The sequence below is a fragment of the Allobosea sp. BE125 genome (assembly GCF_031456075.1).
Taxonomy (GTDB): Bacteria; Pseudomonadota; Alphaproteobacteria; order Rhizobiales; family Beijerinckiaceae; genus Allobosea.
In genome coordinates this window covers 255,535-276,454 of sequence record NZ_JAVDTY010000004.1, presented here as the reverse complement: position 1 = coordinate 276,454, position 20,920 = coordinate 255,535, and the positions used below count along the sequence as shown (strand labels likewise).

The following is a 20,920-nucleotide window of genomic DNA, read 5'->3' as shown; positions in this document are numbered from 1 at the left end:
CCAGGAGCGGCAGAGCTCGACGTCCCCCTCGATTGCTTCGCGGAGCCTGTACTCGGGCTTGCCGAAGGCAAGACCCGGGTGCCCGCAATGACGGCCTAGGCTCTCAACCCACCTCGACCACGACCCGCCCGCGCACCTTGCCCTCGATGATCGCCTTGCCCGTTTCGATCACGCTCTCCAGCGGGATCGTCGTGGTGATCTTCGCCAGCGCGTCGCGGTCGAGGTCGGTCGCGAGCCTCAGCCACGCCTCGAGCCGGCGCGGTTTCGGGCACATCACCGAATCGACGCCAAGCAACGCGACGCCGCGCAGGATGAAGGGCATGACGGATGTCGGCAGATCCATGCCCTGCGCCAGGCCGCAGGCGGCGATGGCGCCGCCATATCTGGTCATCGACAGCAGATTGGCGAGGGTGTGCGAGCCGACCGCGTCGACGCCGGCGATCCAGCGCTCCTTGCCGAGCGGGCGGCCCGCGGCCGACAACTCGTTGCGGTCGATAATCTCGGCCGCGCCCAGGCTCTTCAGATAATCCACTTCCTCGGGCCTGCCGGTCGAGGCGATGACATGCCAGCCCGCCTTGGCGAGCAGCGCAGTCGCGACCGAACCGACGCCACCGGCAGCCCCCGTCACCACGACCGGACCGTCCGCAGGCTTCAGGCCATGCTTCTCCAGCGCCAGCACGCAGAGCATCGCGGTGTAGCCGGCGGTGCCGATCGCCATCGCCTCGCCCGGGTTCATGCCAGCCGGGAGCGGCACCAGCCAATCACCCTTGACCCGGCTCTTCTGGGCATAGGCGCCCAGATGCGTCTCGCCCGTGCCCCAGCCATTCAGGATGACGAGGTCGCCCGGCTTGAAGTCGGGATGGTCGGAGGTCTCGACCCGGCCGGAAAAGTCGATGCCGGGGATCATCGGCCAGCGCCGCACCACCGGGGCCTTGCCGGTGATGGCGAGGCCGTCCTTGTAGTTCACCGTGGAATGGGTGACGCGGACGGTGACGTCGCCCTCCATCAGATCGCCCTCGGCGAAATCGGTGAAGGCGAGGTCGGGGCCGGTCTCGCCCTTGGTCGCGACAAGGGCCTTGAACGTGGACATGCGGCGTTTCCTCCAATCGACAGAAGCCTCCCCCCAGCCCTCATCCTGAGGAGCCGCGAAGCGGCGTCTCGAAGGATGATCCAGGAGGCTCAGATACCACTGGAGCATCCTTCGAGACGCACGTAATCGCGCGCTCCTCAGGATGAGGGCTGAGGTGGTGGCCCGGTTTCGATGGATGAATGACCCGCCGCGCCCTACGCCGCAAGCGGCGAGCCTGTGCGCCTTTGGTCAGTCCCGTCTCAGGCTGGCTGCGCCAGCGGCCGCTCGACGGCCTTTTCGATGATCGGCAGGTTGATCAGCGCCGAGGCGATGCCGAGCGCGATCGAGAGCCACCAGACGATCTGATAGGAGCCGGTCGCCTCGTAGAGCACGCCGCCGAGCAGCACGCCGAGGAAGCCGCCGACCTGATGCGAGAAGAAAGCGAAGCCATAGAGCATCGCCATATATTTCGTGCCGAACATCAGCATCACCAGCGAAGAGGTCGGCGGGATGGTGGAGAGCCAGAACAGGCCGATGACGGCGCCGAAAGCCAGCGCCGTCGCAGGGCTCGGCGGCAGCAGGATGAAGGCGGCGATCGCGACCGAGCGGCCGAGATAGATCCAGGCCAGAAGATGGCGCTTGGGCATGCGCGTCGAGAGCCAGCCCGAACAGAGCGAGCCGACCGCATTGGCGAGCCCGATCACCGCCAGCGTCCAGCCGCCGACCCAGGCCGCCATGCCGACATCCTTGAGATAGGCCGGCATATGGGCGGTGATGAAGGCGAGCTGGAAACCGCAGGTGAAGAAGCCGAGCACGAGCAGGACATAGGAGCGGTGCTTGAAGGCCTCCGTCAGCGCCTGCTTGATCGACTGGCCCGGCAGATTCGCGGTCGCGCTGGGCTGGGTCACGCCGTCCTTGCGCGTCGCCAGCATGAAGGCGAAGGGCATCACCAGCAAAACCGAGCCGGCGAAGACGACGAGCGCCTGATGCCAGCCGATCTGCTCGATCAGGATATTGCCGATCGGCGGGAACAGGAACTGGCCGAAGGAGCCCGCCGCCGTGCCGGCGCCGAAGGCCATCGGCCGCCAGGATTCCGGCAGCAGCTTGCCGAAGGCGGCGAGCACGAGGTTGAAGGAACAGGCCGAGAGGCCAAAGCCGATCAGCACGCCGGCGCCCAGATGCAAGGCCAGCGGCGTGGCGGCATAGGCCATCACGACGAGGCCGAGCGCGTAGAGCACGGCGCCGAAGCAGAGCACGCGCACGGTGCCGAAACGGTCCGCCACCGCCCCGGCGAAGGGCGCGCCCAGGCCCCAGAGCAGGTTCTGGATCGCGATTGCGATGCTGAAGGTGTCGCGGCCCCAGCCGAATTCCAGCGTCATCGGAATCTGGAACAGGCCTGCGCTGGCGCGCGGGCCGAAGGTGATCAGGGCGATCAGGCAACCGGCGGCGACGATCACCTCCGGAGCGTAGCTGCGCGCGGGGGCTGCACTCATGGTCGGTCTCCGGCGGTCTCTGCGAACGAGCGCTTCTGAAGATTGAGAGCATTGCTCTGTGATCGTGTGACTGCACGATATCGCCGATCCACGCGGCGCAACAACGCCTTTTCGTGGCGTTGCGCATCACAGCCTTGCATGGGCGAGCGGGCAAAATCCGAACATTGCGGGTCTCATTAACCGCTGCTCAACCCTACCGGGGCGATAACGGCATGGCGCGAATGCGCGCTGTCTTCCGGGGTCGTGTGGAGTAGCAGGTCAGGTGCGTTTGCGCAGGCGTACGAGGCGGATCGGTTCGCTCGGGGTGAAATGGGCCCTGGCCACGGTGGCGCCATGGGCGCTTTCGGCCGGCGTCCTGGTCTCCTTCACTGCCTCGGCCGGCCAAAATTACGGCCCCGATTCCCTGCCCTATTCATCGATCCAGCGCGCCGCACCCGCTTTCGATTCGGCGCTCGAGGAAGGCCCCTCGCTGCTTGTCGCGGGGAGCGCCTTCCGGTTGCCGGGTCTTTCCCTGTCCTCGGCCATCCGGCAGGCGCATCTCTCCTTCGACGATCCCGAGCGGCTCGTCGCGATCGATCCGCGCCAGCCGCGCGACGACATGAAGCATTCGGTCTCGGGCTTCCCGGAGGTCGACCGCACCGCCAAGGGCGATCCGCTGCCCGGCCTGCGGCCAGGCCTCTCGACGCTGCCGGCGGGCGAGCTCGAACGCGTCGTCTTCGGCGACACCCAGCCCCGCCTGATCTCGGGCGGCTTCTCGCTCGACGCCCAGCGCGCGGCGGAAGCCGTCGACGGGCCGCAGATCGGTTTCGAGCCGTCGGCGAACGAGGAAGGGCTGACCGACCCGGCAATGGCGGACGCCTCACCGAGCTCGCAGCACCGCCTGATCACCTCGCCGCGCCAGGCCGAATTGCATCTGGAGAGCATCGACGGCTCGACGCCCTCCGTGCCCGGGCGCGCCGCCAGCAGTTCCGCGACGCCATCGGTGCATTACAATGTCGCGACGCTCGCCACGCCGGTCACACCCGCGCCGCCTGCGGCGCTGACGCGGCCCAACCTCGTCGCCAAGGCGCCGCTCGCGACCAGCACCATGCGCAAGGGCGATCCCGGCCCGCAGATCAGCTATGCCGGCCTGATCGCAGCGGGCGAGATGGCGCGCCAGCAGCGCTGCCTGGCCGAGGCGGTCTATTTCGAGGCGCGCTCGGAATCGAATGAGGGCCGCGCCGCCGTGGCGCAGGTCGTGCTCAACCGGGTCAAGAGCGGGCTCTATCCCGACAATGTCTGCGGCGTCGTCTACCAGAACGCCAGCCGCTACCTCGCCTGCCAGTTCACCTTCGCCTGCGAGGGCAAATCGCTGCGCATCACCGAGCCCGCGCCCTGGCACGACGCGGTTCGCATCGCCCGCGAGGTCTATGAAGGCACGACCTATCTGCCAGAGGTCGGCGGCTCCACGCATTACCACGCCAATTACGTCAGGCCTTACTGGGCCAAGAAGCTGAAGAAGATGGACACGATCGGCCAGCACGTCTTCTACCAGCTGCGGCCTGGGCAGACTTGAGGGGGCGTGGGGCGCGAACGGTCAGGTGGCAATGAACGAACGATCAAATGGCAACAGATCGAAAACTCAGAGAAGCGATTTGAAGACGGCTATCACCGTCCAGATCGTGGGGACCGCCAGAAGCGCGAAGCCCACGCCATAGAACGCGATGACCATCAGTCGCCAATAAGGCTGAGAGTGATTTAAATCATTGTAGCGGAGCGCTAACAGGTCGATCGTGTGACCCATCGCTTCGTTAGCGAGCGTCACCGGAAGAACCCTGAGTGCCGTGGGCGCATGGCGCATCAGCTCAGCAAAGCGCGGCACGTTCAGGCCTCCTAGGTGATCGAATACGCCGAATGGGCCGAATCCGTCGATTGGCGCCGGGTGCCCTTCATCCCAGCCTTCGCCGGTCAAAACCTTGGCTCCCAGCGCGCCCATAACCTCCGCAAACAAGTCTGCATGCTCCGATGGATAAGCCGGCTGCCAGGGGCGGCAACCCCAAATGGCGTGCTCGTCCAAAACTAGGTTGCGATGGTAGTTCTCTATAACGAGCTTGCAGATGAGGCCCATCCAGGGCCGCGTCAGAAGCGACTCCTCCTGAGCAACATACTCGCCGACAGAGGGGCTGCGCTTGAGGTCAGGCGGGCAGCGAAGTGCAAAAGCAATTGAACCCGAACCCAACATGAGCAGCCCGAAATAGAGAAATTCCAGGCGGCCCGCTGATCCGTGGCCAGCCATCGCGTGTAGCTGCAGGAATTCAACAATATGCCGGTTGAACAGCACCAAACTTCCGATAAATGGAGCGAGAATCGTGAGCTTCATTACTGGTGACTGGCCGATGGCCTGCATCGACGACCAATTGGGAACGAATCTCAGGAGTTTCTCGAAGGTAGGGTATCGCACCAGCACAGGGCCCACAGGGCTCCAAGTACCTTGAACTTCGGCTTCTATGGGATTCTCTGCTGTCACGATCTGATCGCCTGAATTGTCGCCGGATCGCTATCGCCCGCTCCGGTCTTGTTGACCTGCTTGTCCACCACCCACTCCTGTAGCTTCGGCGGGGTCTTGCGCAGCAGCTCCTTGCCGGCCGAGCCCGAGAGCCAAGCGTCGAAATCGTCGGGCTGCAGGAACGATGGCATGCGGTCGTGATAGCGGGCGGTCCACTCATCAGCGTCGCGCACCACCATCGTGCAGCTGGTGACCTCCTCGCCCTCGGGCCTCTTCCATCTCTCCCATAGGCCCGCGATGCCCAGCGGGTCGCCATTGGCGGCGGAGAAGTAGTGCGGCGTGCGATCGGCCTTGGGGCCGGTCCATTCGAAGAAGCCCGAGGCTGGGATTATGCAGCGCCGGCTCTTGTATGCGTTCTTGAAGCTGCTCTTCTGGTCGAAATCCTCGACCCGCGCATTGAACGTGGCGAATTTGAACTCCTTGGGGCTGGCCCCTTTGAACCAAGAGGGAATCAAGCCCCAGCGGGCGCTGCGCAGCTCCCGGCCGCCCTCGGCCGGCAGAATCATGTGCACATTGGTCGTCGGAGCGATGTTGTATCGTGGCTGGAGATTGCCTTGCTCTGGCGGCAGAGCGTTCGCCAGCGGCTGGCTAAAGGCTTGGATTTCTTGCCACGTGTAGTGCTGTGAAAAACGACCACACATGGACCCTATCCCCTGCCAATCGTTAGGCGCGCCAGTTGGGCGCTATGCGAACCGGAGCGTTATGGCGCGAGCGAATGAGCGGGCTTCTTCAAGATTGGGGTCATTCGCCAAATCCGCGCGCAAAACTTCTTCGACCCAACGTGGACCGTGCGAGCCAACCGATCGTTGAAAACCTTCCATCTCTCCCACGGGAACAACAAATATGCCCGTCTTCATCAAGTTAGCGAGCAGTCGACGCACAGCAACCTGCGGCTCACCAGAGCTGATGGCTGCCAGTCCGGCGGTTTTGCAAAAATCCCATGGCGAAGCTTGACGCGTCAGCTTTCTGACGTTGGAGAGGACCTCTCTTGGGACGGCTTCGCCCTGTTTGCAGCGTTTTAGTGCCATGTTCACTGCTTGGACAAATTTATCCCCGCCGAGAAACGCCGAGTGTTGCTCAATTGCGGTTTTCACAGTTTGCCAATCGGCGCGGATTTCCTCCCAATCCCCCCCATGCGCCGCGAGAATGCGCTTGAGGGTCGCCTCGTTATTCAGGACATCGAAATCTACTATCGTACTTACAGGGAGCCCTAAGTCGGCGAGTGCCTTGACGACAATGTGCAGCCGATCTTTTCCGCCGCTGTACACATAGTGGAGATCGGGTTGCTTTTCCGAGTTCCCGACTGCATCGATCATCGCCTCGTAGAACCGACAATCGGCATCGCTTTCGCACACGACAACGCCGTCGTGAAAAAGTCCGTCCAAAATAGTGCTGAACCTCAATATCGGATCTTTCCAGAGCTCAGCGATTTGTTCCGGTCGCAAGCAGACCGCCTTTGCTGATCCCGGTGCCCTCGATAAACGAATGACCGTGACGGAGGCCCCTCGCTCACCTCCCAAAAGTCCTTGCAAAACTTCACTGCTGTGGGTTGCTATGAAGGTTTGCCGGTCATAGCCATCGACGCTCAACTGCCGTCCAACCAATCTAGCCTGCGGAGGGTGCAGAAAGGCTTCTGGCTCGTCAATCAACAGCACCGGGCGCGCCTCGGTTAGAACGCGAGCCACAATGGACACAAAACTTCGCATACCGTCGCCCTGCTCTTCGAGCGGCTGCAGCTTCTGAACCCGATCTGTATATGAGGGATCACCTCGCTCCTCGTCAGGCATCCGTTCGGGGCGATCGCCTACATACGCCGGAATTATACCGCCAGCGCCCCGATCAATTACGAGATCGCAATTGAAAGCTCGGCGAATGATGCTCGACGTTGCGTTTTCCAGGTGCCGGTCGAGCCACATTCGTTGAAACGGATGACGCACATTGTCCGTTCGAAAGTTGATGGTCTGAGCCGGCTGACAATCGCCGAGCCTTACCTCAGTGCTCAGGTCGGAAACCATGGCCGTTGACAATGCGCCCAGGGAGGGGGCTGTCGACGACCAGTAGCTTGCCAGCGAAGTGACGTGCACACCACCGGCTTCCACCATGTAGTGATCCAATTTGAGGAATGGAGCCATATACTCCCGCAAATCGTCCAAACTACCGGCACGATGTAGAACCACCTGCTCAATTGCTGATTTCGACGTTGCTCCGAGGGTGGAAAGTAGCTCACGGATCCCTCTAAGGGCCGCAGATTTGCCGGAATTGTTGGCTCCGACAAAAACCACCAAGCTATTGGGCGCGAGTTCAATCCGCGCCATATCGGTCAGTATGAGCGCCGATATCCAGAATATTGGCATTGTTCTCTCGTGAAAAAGTTCGTGTTTATCGATCGCATGAAATGACGACTTCCCGCACCCGCTTAATGTCCTGCACGCCGCCCGCCTGATAACTTGGCTCGACCATCTCGATCGTCCCCAGGCGAACAGCGCACCCGTCTCAGGCACGTAGCTCAACCAGAGGATGAAGCCGCCCCCACCCCGCCGCAAGACGCGGCCCGCCCTCGTCCCCCGTCATTCCGGGTAAGCGCAGCACAGACCCGAAAATCCATCGGAGGTCGTCATTCCCAGACTCACCCCACGACGATCCGGTTCGCCGCGAGCACCCGATCGAAAAGCTCCCCTCATTGAAGGCTTTCCAGCGGGCGGTGACAGAGGGGACAGGCGCGGGAACCCCTCTCCCGGATGGGAGAGGGTAGGAGTGAGGGTGTGCCGTTACAGTAGGAGGCGCTGCGGCGCGGTCGCGCCTCAACAATCAGCGGCGGGCCCTCATCCCTCCCCTTCTCCTATCCGGGAGAAGGGTTCCCCGCGCCCTTCACTTGGTGCTTCGCGTCACCTTCGCCCACATAGGTCAAGCCCGGCCATCACCCATTTCAGCTCCCGGATCGTCACGGTCCGGGAGCCCCCGCTATCCACAGCCAAGCCCGCATTCCCTCGCATTCGAGCGATCCGCTTCACGCCATTTCAACACCCATGAACGCGGCCGGCCTGCTCGACTTGGTTAATTTTACCTTGTTTGAGCGTTTACCTTGCGTTCATCACACTCAGCAGGCTTTCTGATCCCACAAGCGGCACGGTGATGCCGCGGGGTTGGTGGGTTCGGACAGATGCGTCAGGTTTTCGTCACTTCGGCATTCAGCGCGGTTCTGCTGCTTGGCGCGCAAGCCGCCCAGGCGGGCGATTGCGGCGGCTACGGCTGCCGCCCGGCGCCCACCTGCCGCGGTTCGGCCTGCTACAACCTCGTGCAGACGCCGCCGGTCTACGACACGCTCAGCGAGAGCTATCAAATCCGCCCGGAGCAGACCCAGTCCCGCGTCGTCCCGGCGCAGTATGACTATGTCACCGAGACGGTGATGATCCAGCCGCCCCGCCAGATCCCGCATCATCGCCCGGCGCAGTATCAGAGCGTCTCCGAGAAGGTGATGATCTCGCCCGCCAGCAGGCGCTGGGAAGTGACCCGCGACGCCTATGGCAATACCACGGGCTGCTGGGTCGAGGTTCCCGCGCAATATGGCTACCAGCAGCGCACCGTCGAGGTTACGCCTCCCACCATCGATTATGAGACCATCCCCGCCGTCTACACCCAGCGCCAGCGCAAGGTGATGGTGCGGCCGACGCAGGTCGTCCATGAGACGCGGCCCGCGCAATACGCGACCCGCCAGCGCAGCGTCATGGTGAGCCCCGGCTCACAGCGCTGGGAGCGCGCCGGCTACTGAGTTTTTTAGGTTCTAGGTAGACTTCTTCATCACGGAAAAGACCACTTCAAAGCCCCGGCCTCGGCCGGGGTCTTTTTTTATGCGGTGATGCCTTGGGCGGGAGCGCGGCCCTGCTGCGGGGCGATCCGCTGGAGCGGGAGCAAGGCGATTGATGCTCGGAACCGCGCCGTCATCCCGGCCGTAGCGAAGCGGAGCGCCGGGATGACGCGGTGTTTCCGAGCGTAGGCAGCGTCCCTGAACGCAAAAAGGCGCCGCGATCGCAGCGCCTTCCGGATAGCTTCAGTGGCCTGGGTTTCGGGCGCTTCGGCTCGGATCAAAGAGTGAGAGCCGAAGGACGGCGCCCGCTCAGCCCAGCCCCCCATTGAGCAGGGCCAGCACGCCAACGCCGACCACGAAGGCCAGCATGCGCGCGGGCATGCCGATCAGGCTTCCCGGCGAGCTCTTGGTCGCCAGACCGACGCCGAGTTCGACGACGCCTAAGCCCAGCAGCACCAAGACGAAAGGCGGGAGAGCCGAGGACGCCCCGACCCAGCCCGCCTTGGCAGCGAATGCGACGATGGCGCCGAGCGCCGCGCCGAGAGCGATGAAGATAAACTCGACCCGCGTGAAGCGCATCGTGTCCGGTCAGCGCCGACGGAAGTTCTGATTGCGCGGCGGACCGCCCGGACCCGGGCCGGCCGTCTTCTGGCGGAAGTTGATGCGGCCGCGATCGAGATCGTAAGGCGACATCTCGACCACAACGCGGTCGCCCGCGATGGTGCGGATGCGGTTCTTCTTCATCTTGCCGGCCGCATAAGCCAGGATCACGTGTTCGTTGTCGAGCTTGACCCGATAATTGCCGTCGGGCAGCACTTCGACCACCGTTCCGTCGAATTCGAGCAGTTCTTCTTTAGCCATACTGTCGTCCTTCGTGTGCCCTTTGGCGCAAGGACCGGACCGGCGTCATGCGCTGGTCCGATCCGGCTCTGGCTGTTTGCGCGTCAGTTCGCGCGTCGCCGGGCGCCGTTGGTGCGTCGTTGATCTGTTCTTTGCTGCAAGAACGCGACGCCGCCAAGCCCTTCCTTGGCGGAACCACCGTCTTTTCGCTGCGCAGGCTGTTCGCTGCGCTGCGGGCGGTCGTTGCGGGGAGCGTCATGACGCGCCGCATCCGAGCGCTGACCGCCGCCGGCCGGCTTGGCAGCCTGGGGACGGCCCTGACGGTCACCCTGAGGCCGGCCCTGGTCGCGACCGCCGCCGCCCTGCTGGCCGCGTCCGCCGCGGCCCTGGTTCTGCGGCGGCTTCTTGGGCGTGCGGCCGTCCCAGTACGGCACATCGCCCATGGGCGAGATTGCGACGCGGGTCAGCTTCTCGATCGCGGCGAGATCGCCGCGCTCTTCGGGCGTGCAGAAGGCGATGGCGACGCCCGACGCGCCGGCGCGCGCGGTGCGGCCGATGCGGTGGACATAGGTCTCGGCGACGTTAGGCAGGTCGAACTGAACGACATGGCTGATGCCATCGACGTCAATGCCGCGGGCGGCGATGTCGGTGGCGACCAGGATGCGCAGTTCGCCGTCACGGAAGGAGCCGAGCGCCCGCTCGCGCTGGCCCTGGCTCTTGTTGCCATGGATCGCGGCCGACTTGATGCCCGAGATCTCAAGCTGGCGGACGACCTTGTCGGCGCCGTGCTTGGTGCGGGTGAAGACGATGGCGCGCTCCATCTCGGGAACGCTCAGGGTCTTGGCCAGCAGCGCCGGCTTCTCGCCGGGGTTGATGAAGATGACGCGCTGGTCGATCTTCTCGGCGGTGGTCGCGACAGGCGCGACCGAGACCTCGACAGGATCGGTCAGATAGGCCGAGGCGATCTCGCGGATCGGCTTGGGCATGGTCGCCGAGAACAGCAGCGTCTGGCGCTTCTTGGGGATCAGCGTGGCGATCCGGCGCAACGCATGGACGAAGCCGAGATCGAGCATCTGGTCGGCCTCGTCGAGGACGAGATATTCGATCTCGCGCAGCGAGACGGCGCGCTGATCGACCAGATCGAGCAGGCGGCCGGGCGTCGCGACGAGGATATCGACATGCTGGCCGAGCGCGCGGATCTGCTTGCCGACGGGCACGCCGCCGAAGACGACGGTCGACTTGATCGTGGTGAACTGGGCATAGGCGCGGATCGAGGTCTCGATCTGGGCAGCGAGCTCACGGGTCGGCGACAGGATCAGCGCGCGCACCGAGCGCGTGTCCATGCGGCGCGGCTGGTTGAGCAGGCGATGGATCAGCGGCAGCGCGAAGGCTGCCGTCTTGCCTGTGCCGGTCTGGGCGGCGCCGAGAAGGTCGCGGCCCTCGAGAATGCGGGGAATCGCCTGCGCCTGGATCGGCGTGGGCGTGGTGTAACCTTCGGAGGCGAGCGCCTTGAGAAGCTGCTCGGCCAGGCCGAGGTCAGTGAATTGAGTCAAAATAGGTCTTTCCGGACGCCGCGACGCAAGGGGCACATGTGGGTATCGGCTGTGCCGCCGGATTGCGTCCGGCCTTGAATATTGGATCTTTCCTGCCGGCGAACCGCTAAGCCACAGCGCCGGAAGGGGTCTTTTTGGGTGTCTTTGGAAAGCCGGGCGGGCGCGATACGCGCCTGCCCGGTCTATGGTCGTCAGTCTCAGGCGACGGCGAGGTTGCCGGCCGAGGACTTGCCGGTCTTGCGATCGGCGATCAGCTCGTAGGACACGACCTGACCTTCGACCAGCTCGCGCAGGCCGGCCCGCTCGACAGCGGAGATGTGGACGAAGATGTCCTGTCCGCCGTTCTCAGGGGTGATGAAGCCATAGCCCTTGGTGGTGTTGAACCACTTGACGGTGCCCTTGTTCATAGACGGTAGTCCTTACGTTTCAGATCCGCGTATTCAATGAGGCCCAAAGCTCGACGCGCGGACGCCTCGCTCCGGTCTTGTAGTCGATGTGTGGTGGATCTGAATCGTGCCCGCCGACCGGGGAAGCCCGCGCGGAGGATTGGCCAGAACCCGGCCGCATCTCGTCTTACGTGGGTTGGGCTAGCATAATTTGCAAGCCGGGTCCAGCGCTCGACTCCGGGTGGAGGGCGGGAGCACGGGACGACCGCCGCCCCTCCCCGATCTGGCGAGCATCGCCGCCAACCCCGCCACAGCCAGATCGGGGAGGCGCGCGGCAAGCCTCTGCAAGGCCGGGAGCGGCCGTTTCAGCAGCCTGAGCAAGGTGGGGGATGCAGCGCCACCACCACAAGCACCCGACAGCGAGAACCCAGCGTCAGCGCGGGCCAGTTTCCGCGAGTTCAGCGATGAGGGCAGCCAAACCGCCGAGATCGGCGAGCTTGCTGTAGCGGGCCTGCCCTTGCGGCTCCTGCGCATGCTCCAGCGCCCAAGTCAGTTCATGGGGAACATGCACCGCCCAGGCCCCGGCCTCAAGCGCCGGCCAGATATCCGACTTCAGGGAATTGCCGACCATCATCGCCCGCTCGGCGCCATCGCCATGGCGCGCAAAAATCCGCTGATAGGTCGCGACCGTCTTGTCGCTGACGATCTCGATCGCGTCGAAGAAGTCGCCGAGGCCCGATTGCGCGAGCTTGCGCTCCTGGTCGAAGAGATCGCCCTTGGTGATCAGCACGAGCTGGTAGTCGCCGGCGAGCACCTCGAGCGTCTCGCGCGCATGCGGCAGCGTCTCGACGGGATGGGCCGCCATCTCGCGGCCAGCAGTGAGGATCTCGCCGATGACCGCCGCTGGCACCTGGCCTTTCGTGACCTCGATCGCGGTCTCGATCATCGAGAGCACGAAGCCCTTGATGCCGAAGCCGTAGAAGGCGAGGTTGCGCCGCTCCGCCTCCAGCAGCAGGCCGGAAATCTCGGCCGCCTCGCCATGCTCGCCGAGCAGCGCGACGAAGCGCGCCTCGGTCAGCTTGAAGAACTGCTCGTTCTGCCAGAGCGTATCGTCGGCATCGAAGCCGATGGTGGTGAGACTGCGTTGCATGCTCTCACGATACCGGCTCGGCCTCGACGAGCCCAGACGCTGCCGCGGCTTCCGCCATCAAAAGATCGACCAGTCCGGGAAAACGCCGCCGCAATTCGGCAAGGCGCAGCGCATTCGTGCGGCTGTTGCCGAGATCGACCTGGCGGATCAGCCCCGATTCCCTGAGCACACGGAAATGATGCGTGCGCGTCGCCTTCGTCACCGGCAGGTCGAAGGAGCTGCAATGGCGGATCGTATCCGGCCGGGCTGCGAGCGCGAGCACGACCTTGCGGCGGATCGGGTCGGCGAGCGCGGCGAAGATCGCCCCGATCTCCATTTCCTCCAGCGCGGGATGGCCGCTGTCGTCAGGCATCAATTCGCTCCAGGCATGTCCTGCTAAAGGTACGTCTTGCATCGTACCTTAATCCATGCGTCATTGCGCCCCTATCATTGGAGGCAACCCCGCATGACCACAAGACGCGCCGCCATCATCAGCGAATTCGGGTCGCCGGACGTCTTGTCCGTCGCGGTCCAGACACTACCGCCGCCGGCGCAAGGCGAGGTCCGCCTGCGCCAGACGGCGATCGGCTTCAACTTCATCGACATCTACCAGCGAAAGGGCATCTATCCGCTGCCGCTGCCGACCGGCCTCGGCTTCGAGGCGGCGGGCGTGGTCGAGACGCTCGGTGCCGATGTCGCCGGCATCAAGCCGGGCGACCGGGTCGCCTATATCAATGCCGGCGTCGGCGCCTACGCCGACCGACGCAACGTGCCGGCCGACAAGCTGGTCGCGCTGCCCGACACGGTCAGCGACGAGGCGGCGGCGACCCTGCTGTTCAAGGGGCTGACCGCCCAGTACCTGCTGCGCAAGACCCATGCGGTCCAGCCAGGCGACCTGCTGCTGGTCCATTCCGCCGCCGGCGGCGTCGGCCAGATCCTGACGCGCTGGGCGAGCGCGCTCGGCGCAACCGTGATCGGCACGACCGGCTCGCCGGAGAAGCGTGAGGCGGCGCTGGCCGCCGGATGCAGCGCCGTCATCGACCTGACCGATCCGGACTGGCCCACCGCCTTTCTCGCGGCAACAGGCGGGCGCAAGGCCAGGGTGGTCTATGACGCCGTCGGCAAGGACACCTTGCTGCAGTCGCTCGACTGCGCCGCGCCCTTCGGCCTCGTCGTCAGCTATGGCGCGGCCTCGGGCAAGGCGCCCGCGATCGACCCGGAGCTGCTCAACAAGAAGGGCTGCCTGTTCCTGACCCGCCCCTCGATCTTTCCGCACAACGCCGATGCCGCAACTTTCCGCGCCAATGCCGCCGACCTGTTCGACGCCATCGCCAAGGGCCATGTGCGGGTCGATATCGGCGCGCGCTTCATCCTGGACGAGATCGTTGGGGTCCATGAGGCGGCGGAGGCGCGTAGCGTGAAGGGCGCGATCCTGATCACGCCCTAGAACGCAAGGAGCCGGGGGGGGGCCGGCAGAAACCGGCCCCGCACGTTCTCCTCAGCCTTCCCTGTCAGCCTTCCTTGGCCCTGACCGCGCCGAGCGCCGCCTGGGCGGCGGCAAGCCGCGCGATCGGCACGCGGAAGGGCGAACAGGAGACATAGTCGAGGCCGACGCTCTCGCAGAAGCCGATCGAGGCGGGATCGCCGCCATGCTCGCCGCAGATGCCGAGCTTGATGTCGGGGCGCGCCTTGCGGCCGCGCTCGGTCGCAAGCTTCACCAATTCGCCGACGCCCTCCTGGTCGATGGTGACGAAGGGGTCGTTGGCGAGGATGCCCTTGGCCGTATAGGAGCCGAGGAAGGAGCCGGCATCGTCGCGGCTGATGCCGAGCGTGGTCTGGGTCAGGTCGTTGGTGCCGAAGGAGAAGAACTCGGCGCTTTTGGCGATCTCCTCGGCGCGCAGCGCGGCGCGCGGCAATTCGATCATGGTGCCGACCTGATAGGTCAGAGCGACGCCGCTCTCAGTGATCACCGCCTTGGCCATGGCGTCGATGCGCGCCTTGACGAGGTCGAACTCGGCCACGCCCATGACCAGCGGCACCATCACCTCCGGGATCACAGGCTTGCCGGTCTCCTTGGCGGCAATCACAGCCGCCTCGAAGATGGCGCGCGCCTGCATCTCGGCGATCTCGGGATAGGCGATGGCCAGACGCACGCCGCGGAAGCCGAGCATCGGGTTGAATTCATGCAGCTCGGCGGCCCGGTGCTTCAGCGCCTCGGGCGTGACGCCGAGCGCCTTGGCGACGGCGGCGATCTCGGCCTCGCCATGCGGCAGGAATTCGTGCAGCGGCGGATCGAGCAGGCGGATCGTCACCGGCAGGCCGTGCATGATGGTGAACAGCGAGACGAAATCCTGGCGCTGCATCGGCAGGAGTTTCGCCAGCGCCGAGCGCCGCCCGGCATCGTCATGGGCCAGGATCATCTCGCGCATCGGCTGGATGCGATCCTCGTCGAAGAACATGTGCTCGGTGCGGCACAGCCCGATGCCCTCGGCGCCGAAATCGCGCGCCGTGCGGGCATCGTCGGGCGTCTCGGCATTGGCCCGGACTTTCAGGCGGCGGACCTTGTCGGCCCAGCCCATCAGCGTGCCGAACTCGCCGGAGAGCTCGGGCTTCTGCATCTTGATCTCGCCGAGCATGACCTGGCCGGCCGCACCGTCGATGGTGATGAAATCACCGGCCTTCAGTGTCGTCGCGCCGACCGTCAGCGTGCCCTTGGCGTAGTCGACGCGGATCTGGCCGGCGCCGGAGACGCAGGGCTTGCCCATGCCGCGCGCCACGACCGCCGCATGCGAGGTCATGCCGCCGCGCGTGGTCAGGATGCCTTCGGCCGCGTGCATGCCGTGAATATCCTCAGGGCTCGTCTCGACGCGCACCAGGATGACCTTGCGTCCGGCCTTCTTCGCCGCTTCGGCATCGTCGGAGTTGAAGACGATCTCGCCGGCCGCCGCGCCCGGCGAGGCCGGCAGGCCGGTCGTCAGGATGCGGCGCTCGGCCTTGGGGTCGATCATCGGGTGCAGCAGCTGGTCGAGAGCGCCGGGCTCGATGCGGCCGACCGCCTCCTCTTCCGTGATCAGCCCTTCCTTGGCGAGTTCGACCGCGATCCGCAGCGCGGCCTTGGCCGTGCGCTTGCCGGAACGGGTCTGCAGCATCCAGAGCTTGCCCTCCTGGATGGTGAACTCCATGTCCTGCATGTCGCGGTAGTGCCGCTCCAGGATGCCATAGATGCGGACGAGCTCGGCATAGGCCTCGGGCATCGCCTTCTCCATCGAAGGCTTGTCGGAGCCGGCCTCCTTGCGGGCGACTTCCGTGATGTCCTGCGGCGTGCGGATGCCGGCGACGACATCCTCGCCCTGGGCGTTGATCAGGAACTCGCCATAGAGCGCGTTCTCACCGGTCGAGGGGTTGCGGGTGAAGGCGACGCCGGTCGCCGAGGTGTCGCCCATATTGCCGAAGACCATCGACTGGACGTTGACCGCTGTGCCCCAGGCGGCCGGGATGTTGTTGAGCTCGCGATATTTGATCGCGCGCGCATTCATCCAGGAGGAGAAGACCGCACCGACCGCGCCCCAGAGCTGGGCTACGGGATCCTGCGGGAACTCCGAGCCGAGCGCCTTCTTGACGATGTCCTTGTATTTGCCGACCAGCACCTTCCAATCCTCGGCGCTCAGATCGGTGTCGAGATGCAGGCCCTTGCGCTCCTTGTAGTCCTCGAGCGCCTCCTCGAAATGGCCGTGGTCCACATCGAGCACGACGTTGGAATACATGGTGACGAAGCGGCGATAGCTGTCCCAGGCGAAGCGGGCATCGCCCGAGGCCTTGGCGACGGCCTCGACGGTGACGTCGTTCAGGCCGAGATTCAGCACCGTATCCATCATGCCCGGCATCGAGGCGCGCGCGCCCGAACGCACCGAGACCAGCAGCGGATTGGCGGGGTCGCCAAAGACCTTGCCGGTCAGCCGTGCCATCTCGGCCAGCGCCGCCTTGGCCTGGCCGTCGAGCTCGGAGGGGAATTGCTTGCCGTTGTCGTAATACCAGGTGCAGACCTCGGTGGTGATGGTGAAGCCCGGAGGCACCGGCAGGCCCAGATTGCTCATCTCGGCGAGATTGGCGCCCTTGCCGCCGAGCAGGTTCTTCATACCCGCCTCGCCTTCGGCCTTGCCGTCGCCGAAGGTGTAGACCCATTTACCGCCTGCCATCACCAATGCCTCTTCATCCAGCCAACCGCGGCAACGCGACGGCGATCCAAAAGTTTCCAGCGAAGCGCCGCGGGCGCCATGCAGCGCGCGACGGGGACGGCGTGGTCATGCCTAAAAGCAGCTGAACAATCAATGAGCGGACCCCAGGATGGAAGCCATCGGCTCAGCCCGGGTTGCGCTTTGCCGCGCGCGGCCAGCGCAACGGCCAGGCGACGATCCGCTCCGGGAGGTCATCCTCGGAGACCTCGTCCTCGCTGCCGGAGACGCGCCCCTTCACCGACACGCCCGCCTCGACCACGGTGCGCGGATCGCCCGAGACCAGCGGGTGCCACCAGGGCAGATCGCGCCCCGTCGCGACCAGCCGGTAGGCGCAGGTCGGCGGCAGCCAGCGCAGCGTGCGCACCGTAGCCGGTGTCAATGTGATGCAGTCGGGTACGATGCTGGAGCGGTTGGGGTAGTCCTTGCAGCGGCAGGAGCCGGCATCGAACAGGCGGCAGCCGACATTGGTCGCGAGGATCTCGCCGCTATCCTCATCCTCGAGCTTGATCAGGCAGCAGCGACCGCAACCGTCGCAGAGCGATTCCCATTGCTCCTTGCTCATCTCCTCGAGCGAGGTCGTGCGCCAGAAAGGCTCGGTCGGGGGAGACTTCTCGGTCATGCCTGTGCTTATGCGCCGCCCCGCCGCGCGAGGGAAGCTGACGCAAGCGCGCATCCAAACGAGGCTCCCCCCGATAATCTTTACGGAGTGGTTGGGAAAAGGGACGGAGCCCGGCAGGCCCGAAATCTGCGGACAACGATCGCGGCTGCGCTTTCCTCCCTTACCTGGAGACAAAGCGGCGCATATGTGTTTGCTGTCGCAGATTGCGTTGCCAAGGCGATCGCGTCGCGGCAGGACGGTAACGCGATCTTTCGGACGGCAGCTCTCTCGTGGAGTTCCAGAACGGCGATGGAGTTCAGGAAGGCAGGCTGGGGGACACGTCTGAAGCGCTTTGCGCTCGGCGTCGATGCTTGGGTCGGTGCCGGCCTCTGGGGCTTGGGCCGCCGCGCCGGCGAGATTTATGAGCGCATCCGCAGCTTCGCCGACCGCTTCACCGCCACCGGCGGCAAGCGCATCGCCGCCGAATTCGCCAGCGAGGGCCTGAATCTCGGCATCGTCGGCAGCCTGCTGATGCTCTCCCTGGCGATCCCCTCCTTCCGAGAAGGCCGCGAGGAGGCGCTGAAGAACCAGGTCTTCGCCGTGACCTTCCTCGACCGCTATGGCTCGGAGCTCGGCCATCGCGGCGCGCGCCATGACGATTCGCTGAAGCTCGAGGAGATGCCCGACCATCTGATCAAGGCGGTTCTGGCGACCGAGGACCGGCGCTTCTACGACCATTTCGGCATCGACGTTTTCGGCACGCTGCGGGCCATGACGGTCAATGCGCGCGCTTCCGGCGTCGTCCAGGGCGGCTCCTCGCTGACGCAGCAGCTCGCCAAGAACCTCTTCCTCAGCAATGAGCGCTCGCTCGACCGCAAGATCAAGGAAGCCTTCCTGGCACTCTGGCTGGAAGCCCGGTTGAGCAAGAACGAGATCCTGAAGCTCTATCTCGACCGCGCCTATATGGGCGGCGGCACCTTCGGCGTGGCGGCGGCGGCGGAGTATTACTTCGGCAAATCGGTCAAGGACGTGTCGCTTGCGGAAGCCGCGATGCTGGCCGGGCTGTTCAAGGCGCCGACGAAATACGCCCCCCATGTCAACCTGCCCGCCGCCCGCGCGCGCGCCGGCGACGTGCTGAACGCGATGGTCGATGCCGGCTTCCTGACGGCGGGCCAGATCGACAGCGCCAAACGCAACCCGGCCACGCCGGTCGACCGCAAGCGCGATTCCAATCCGGATTACTATCTCGACTGGGCCTTCGACGAGATCAAACACCTGGCCGACGAGGGCAAGATCGGCTCCGACCGGGTGCTCACCGTGAAGACGCCGCACGATCCTGCGATCCAGGGACAGGCGGAAAAGGCGATCGAGCAGGTCCTGCGCCAGAACGGCCCCGCCTACCGGGTCAAGCAGGCCGCAACGACCGTCATGGACCCGGACGGGGCGGTGCGGGCCATGGTCGGCGGACGAGACTATGGCATCAGCCAGTTCAACCGCGCGACGTCGAGCCTGCGGCAGCCGGGATCGTCCTTCAAGCCCTTCGTCTATGCGGCGGCGCTGTCGTCAGGCCTTTACCGGCCCAACACCATCGTCACCGACCGCCCGATCTGCATCGGCAACTGGTGCCCGAACAATTACGGGCGCTCCTATGCCGGCTCGATACCGTTGACCGTGGCGCTGGCGAAATCGATCAATACGATCCCGGTGCAGATGTCGATTGCGATGGGCAAGGCGACCGGCGAGACGCATGAGGCCCGCGCCGCTCGCATCGGCCGGATGAAGATCATCGAGACCGGCCGGGCCATGGGCCTGACCACGCCGCTGACCGACACGGTGTCCCTGCCTATCGGCGCGGCCGAGGTCACGGTGATCGACATGGCAGCCGGCTACTCGGTCTTCGCCAATGGCGGCAAGCGGGCAAAACCTTATGTCGCGATCGAGATCCGCAACTCGCAGGGCGAGGAGATCTACCGGCACGACCGCGACGAGCCGGCCCCGGAGCAGGTCCTGAGCACGCAGGTGGCGCAGGACATGAACTTCATGCTCTCCAAGGTGCCGACCGAAGGCACCGGCCGGCGCGCAGCGCTGGACGGCGTCGTGACCGCCGGCAAGACCGGCACCACGAACGGCTACAAGGATGCCTGGTATGTCGGCTTCTCCGGCAACCTCGTCGGCGCGGTCTGGTTCGGCAATGACGACTCATCCGAGACCGCGAACATGACCGGCGGCTCCCTTCCGGCGATGGCCTGGAAGGAGATCATGCAGTTCGCCCATCAGGGGCTCGAGCTGAAACCGATCCCGGGCGTCACCCCCCCAGACCCCAAGGCCATGACGATCGCCAAAGCGGGCGGTCCGGAGATGTCGCACGCTGCTCCGGTTTCGGGCCCCGGCGCCGGCCATATGCCGCGACAATCCTTCGAGGTGCTCTCGGCGGTCGGCTCCATGTTCAAGACGATAGAGGCCTCCCGCGCGCGCGGCACATCCATTCAGGTCGGCATCCGCGAGGTCTCTTCGCCCGGGCGCGAGACGCGCCTGCGCTGACATAGGTTGCCGGTCGCCGGGCCCAGGTTGACGCAGCGGGCCGGGCTGGTTCAACTCCGGCCGCCGGCCTGTCGTCAGCCGGTTCGGACAGCAAGGCCATGCGCGCGCTGGATCTCGCTTACGTCATCGCACTCGGCGCCGGGCTTGGGCTCGGCTCGGCCCATTTCGCCGTCGCCGGCAGGCCGTTGCTCGGCATGGTCCGGATCGGCCCATGGGACGCCTGGCCGCGCGGCGGCGGGCGCGATGTCGACCCCTATATGCGCGCCTATCTGGCGCGCGGCGTCCATGTGCCGCTGGGCGCGGGCGAAGGCCTCGAACTGATCGCGAACCGCGACGATCGCGGCCAGGCGCTCGACGGGCGTTGCCGCTATCTGGTCTCGGGAGCGACGCCGACGACGCGTGGCTGGTCATTGAGCGTCAGCGACATGGATGGGCGGCCGTTCCGCCTGCCGCTCGACCGCAGCGGCTTCACCGATGCGGAAGTCGTCCGCGAGGAGAACGGCATCCTGCGCATCACGGCGGCAGCCGAGCCGCAGACCGGCAACTGGCTGCCGCTGCCGGGTAGCGGGCGTTTCCAACTCCGGCTGCGGCTCTACGACACGCCGATTTCGAGCCAGGCCGGTGAATTGCGGCCCGGTGTCCTGCCCGGCATCGTCCGGCTCGGCTGCTGATGACGACGCTCGATCAGGCTCGCGAACGCGAGACAGCCCCGGTGCTCCCGAGCCA

18 protein-coding genes are annotated in these 20,920 nt (G+C 65.3%); 5 read left to right on the top strand and 13 right to left on the bottom strand.

Features of this window, described 5'->3' with window-relative positions:
* Nucleotides 1-103 precede the first annotated feature (103 nt).
* Nucleotides 104-1,090, bottom strand: coding sequence for an acrylyl-CoA reductase (NADPH) (gene acuI, locus J2Y55_RS12080; protein ID WP_310152822.1), 987 nt, complete (start codon nucleotides 1,088-1,090; stop codon nucleotides 104-106).
* A gap of 239 nt (nucleotides 1,091-1,329) precedes the next feature.
* Nucleotides 1,330-2,562, bottom strand: a complete 1,233-nt coding sequence (locus J2Y55_RS12075; RefSeq protein ID WP_310152819.1) for an MFS transporter — start codon at nucleotides 2,560-2,562, stop codon at nucleotides 1,330-1,332.
* Between the two features lie 262 nt (nucleotides 2,563-2,824).
* On the opposite strand from J2Y55_RS12075, the gene J2Y55_RS12070 reads away from it, so the two are divergent.
* Nucleotides 2,825-4,117, top strand: a complete 1,293-nt coding sequence (locus tag J2Y55_RS12070) for a cell wall hydrolase (protein ID WP_310152816.1) — start codon at nucleotides 2,825-2,827, stop codon at nucleotides 4,115-4,117.
* Between the two features lie 66 nt (nucleotides 4,118-4,183).
* On the opposite strand, the gene J2Y55_RS12065 is transcribed toward J2Y55_RS12070, so the two are convergent.
* From J2Y55_RS12065 to J2Y55_RS12055, 3 genes are read right to left on the bottom strand one after another with little or no spacing between them, the layout of a single operon-like run.
* A complete protein-coding gene (locus J2Y55_RS12065; protein ID WP_310152812.1) occupies nucleotides 4,184-5,068 on the bottom strand; it encodes a hypothetical protein in 885 nt (294 codons plus the stop codon).
* Nucleotides 5,065-5,748, bottom strand: coding sequence for an SOS response-associated peptidase (locus tag J2Y55_RS12060; protein ID WP_310152809.1), 684 nt, complete (start codon nucleotides 5,746-5,748; stop codon nucleotides 5,065-5,067). Before J2Y55_RS12060 ends, J2Y55_RS12065 begins: the two co-directional genes overlap by 4 nt.
* Before the next feature lie 42 nt (nucleotides 5,749-5,790).
* Nucleotides 5,791-7,461, bottom strand: a complete 1,671-nt coding sequence (locus J2Y55_RS12055; RefSeq protein WP_310152806.1) for an ATP-dependent nuclease — start codon at nucleotides 7,459-7,461, stop codon at nucleotides 5,791-5,793.
* Between the two features lie 806 nt (nucleotides 7,462-8,267).
* Between J2Y55_RS12055 and J2Y55_RS12050 the strand changes: the two genes are divergently transcribed.
* The gene (locus J2Y55_RS12050; protein ID WP_310152804.1) at nucleotides 8,268-8,876 is read left to right on the top strand and encodes a hypothetical protein; all 609 of its coding nucleotides are present in this window, start codon (nucleotides 8,268-8,270) and stop codon (nucleotides 8,874-8,876) included.
* 345 nt (nucleotides 8,877-9,221) lie between these two features.
* Here the strand turns inward: J2Y55_RS12050 and J2Y55_RS12045 are convergent, their stop codons facing one another.
* The 6 genes from J2Y55_RS12045 to J2Y55_RS12020 form a co-directional block, all read right to left on the bottom strand.
* Nucleotides 9,222-9,491 carry a hypothetical protein gene (locus J2Y55_RS12045; RefSeq protein WP_310152801.1) on the bottom strand — a complete coding sequence of 90 codons (270 nt, stop codon included), beginning with the start codon at nucleotides 9,489-9,491 and terminating at the stop codon, nucleotides 9,222-9,224.
* 9 nt (nucleotides 9,492-9,500) lie between these two features.
* Complete coding sequence (gene infA, locus J2Y55_RS12040; RefSeq protein ID WP_066609866.1) at nucleotides 9,501-9,773, bottom strand: translation initiation factor IF-1; 273 nt, start codon at nucleotides 9,771-9,773, stop codon at nucleotides 9,501-9,503.
* An 83-nt stretch (nucleotides 9,774-9,856) separates the two neighbouring features.
* Complete coding sequence (locus tag J2Y55_RS12035; protein ID WP_310152794.1) at nucleotides 9,857-11,305, bottom strand: DEAD/DEAH box helicase; 1,449 nt, start codon at nucleotides 11,303-11,305, stop codon at nucleotides 9,857-9,859.
* A gap of 197 nt (nucleotides 11,306-11,502) precedes the next feature.
* A complete protein-coding gene (locus tag J2Y55_RS12030) occupies nucleotides 11,503-11,712 on the bottom strand; it encodes a cold-shock protein (RefSeq protein WP_056795451.1) in 210 nt (69 codons plus the stop codon).
* A 412-nt stretch (nucleotides 11,713-12,124) separates the two neighbouring features.
* Complete coding sequence (locus tag J2Y55_RS12025; RefSeq protein WP_310152788.1) at nucleotides 12,125-12,841, bottom strand: HAD family hydrolase; 717 nt, start codon at nucleotides 12,839-12,841, stop codon at nucleotides 12,125-12,127.
* Nucleotides 12,842-12,845: 4 nt separating this feature from the next.
* On the bottom strand, nucleotides 12,846-13,193 hold the full coding sequence (locus J2Y55_RS12020; RefSeq protein ID WP_310152785.1) for an ArsR/SmtB family transcription factor: 348 nt from the start codon (nucleotides 13,191-13,193) through the stop codon (nucleotides 12,846-12,848).
* Between the two features lie 93 nt (nucleotides 13,194-13,286).
* Between J2Y55_RS12020 and J2Y55_RS12015 the strand changes: the two genes are divergently transcribed.
* On the top strand, nucleotides 13,287-14,267 hold the full coding sequence (locus tag J2Y55_RS12015; protein WP_310152782.1) for a quinone oxidoreductase family protein: 981 nt from the start codon (nucleotides 13,287-13,289) through the stop codon (nucleotides 14,265-14,267).
* Between the two features lie 64 nt (nucleotides 14,268-14,331).
* Here the strand turns inward: J2Y55_RS12015 and ppdK are convergent, their stop codons facing one another.
* Complete coding sequence (gene ppdK / locus J2Y55_RS12010) at nucleotides 14,332-17,016, bottom strand: pyruvate, phosphate dikinase (RefSeq protein ID WP_310152779.1); 2,685 nt, start codon at nucleotides 17,014-17,016, stop codon at nucleotides 14,332-14,334.
* Nucleotides 17,017-17,179: 163 nt separating this feature from the next.
* Nucleotides 17,180-17,674 carry a YcgN family cysteine cluster protein gene (locus tag J2Y55_RS12005; protein WP_310152775.1) on the bottom strand — a complete coding sequence of 165 codons (495 nt, stop codon included), beginning with the start codon at nucleotides 17,672-17,674 and terminating at the stop codon, nucleotides 17,180-17,182.
* A 288-nt stretch (nucleotides 17,675-17,962) separates the two neighbouring features.
* On the opposite strand from J2Y55_RS12005, the gene J2Y55_RS12000 reads away from it, so the two are divergent.
* Both J2Y55_RS12000 and J2Y55_RS11995 read left to right on the top strand, forming a co-directional pair.
* Nucleotides 17,963-20,194, top strand: a complete 2,232-nt coding sequence (locus J2Y55_RS12000) for a transglycosylase domain-containing protein (protein WP_310152770.1) — start codon at nucleotides 17,963-17,965, stop codon at nucleotides 20,192-20,194.
* Between the two features lie 98 nt (nucleotides 20,195-20,292).
* The gene (locus J2Y55_RS11995) at nucleotides 20,293-20,865 is read left to right on the top strand and encodes a DUF1214 domain-containing protein (protein ID WP_310152767.1); all 573 of its coding nucleotides are present in this window, start codon (nucleotides 20,293-20,295) and stop codon (nucleotides 20,863-20,865) included.
* Nucleotides 20,866-20,920: the final 55 nt, after the last annotated feature.

Excerpts from the sequence above, each read along its gene's own strand:
- acuI (WP_310152822.1), bottom strand. The coding sequence starts at position 1,090 with ATGTCCACGTTCAAGGCCCTTGTCGCGACCAAGGGCGAGACCGGCCCC.
- J2Y55_RS12075 (WP_310152819.1), bottom strand. The coding sequence starts at position 2,562 with ATGAGTGCAGCCCCCGCGCGCAGCTACGCTCCGGAGGTGATCGTCGCC.
- J2Y55_RS12060 (WP_310152809.1), bottom strand. The coding sequence starts at position 5,748 with ATGTGTGGTCGTTTTTCACAGCACTACACGTGGCAAGAAATCCAAGCC.
- J2Y55_RS12055 (WP_310152806.1), bottom strand. The coding sequence starts at position 7,461 with ATGCCAATATTCTGGATATCGGCGCTCATACTGACCGATATGGCGCGG.
- J2Y55_RS12050 (WP_310152804.1), top strand. The coding sequence starts at position 8,268 with ATGCGTCAGGTTTTCGTCACTTCGGCATTCAGCGCGGTTCTGCTGCTT.
- J2Y55_RS12045 (WP_310152801.1), bottom strand. The coding sequence starts at position 9,491 with ATGCGCTTCACGCGGGTCGAGTTTATCTTCATCGCTCTCGGCGCGGCG.
- infA (WP_066609866.1), bottom strand. The coding sequence starts at position 9,773 with ATGGCTAAAGAAGAACTGCTCGAATTCGACGGAACGGTGGTCGAAGTG.
- J2Y55_RS12030 (WP_056795451.1), bottom strand. The coding sequence starts at position 11,712 with ATGAACAAGGGCACCGTCAAGTGGTTCAACACCACCAAGGGCTATGGC.
- J2Y55_RS12025 (WP_310152788.1), bottom strand. The coding sequence starts at position 12,841 with ATGCAACGCAGTCTCACCACCATCGGCTTCGATGCCGACGATACGCTC.
- J2Y55_RS12020 (WP_310152785.1), bottom strand. The coding sequence starts at position 13,193 with ATGCCTGACGACAGCGGCCATCCCGCGCTGGAGGAAATGGAGATCGGG.
- J2Y55_RS12015 (WP_310152782.1), top strand. The coding sequence starts at position 13,287 with ATGACCACAAGACGCGCCGCCATCATCAGCGAATTCGGGTCGCCGGAC.
- ppdK (WP_310152779.1), bottom strand. The coding sequence starts at position 17,016 with ATGGCAGGCGGTAAATGGGTCTACACCTTCGGCGACGGCAAGGCCGAA.
- J2Y55_RS12005 (WP_310152775.1), bottom strand. The coding sequence starts at position 17,674 with ATGACCGAGAAGTCTCCCCCGACCGAGCCTTTCTGGCGCACGACCTCG.
- J2Y55_RS12000 (WP_310152770.1), top strand. The coding sequence starts at position 17,963 with ATGGAGTTCAGGAAGGCAGGCTGGGGGACACGTCTGAAGCGCTTTGCG.
- J2Y55_RS11995 (WP_310152767.1), top strand. The coding sequence starts at position 20,293 with ATGCGCGCGCTGGATCTCGCTTACGTCATCGCACTCGGCGCCGGGCTT.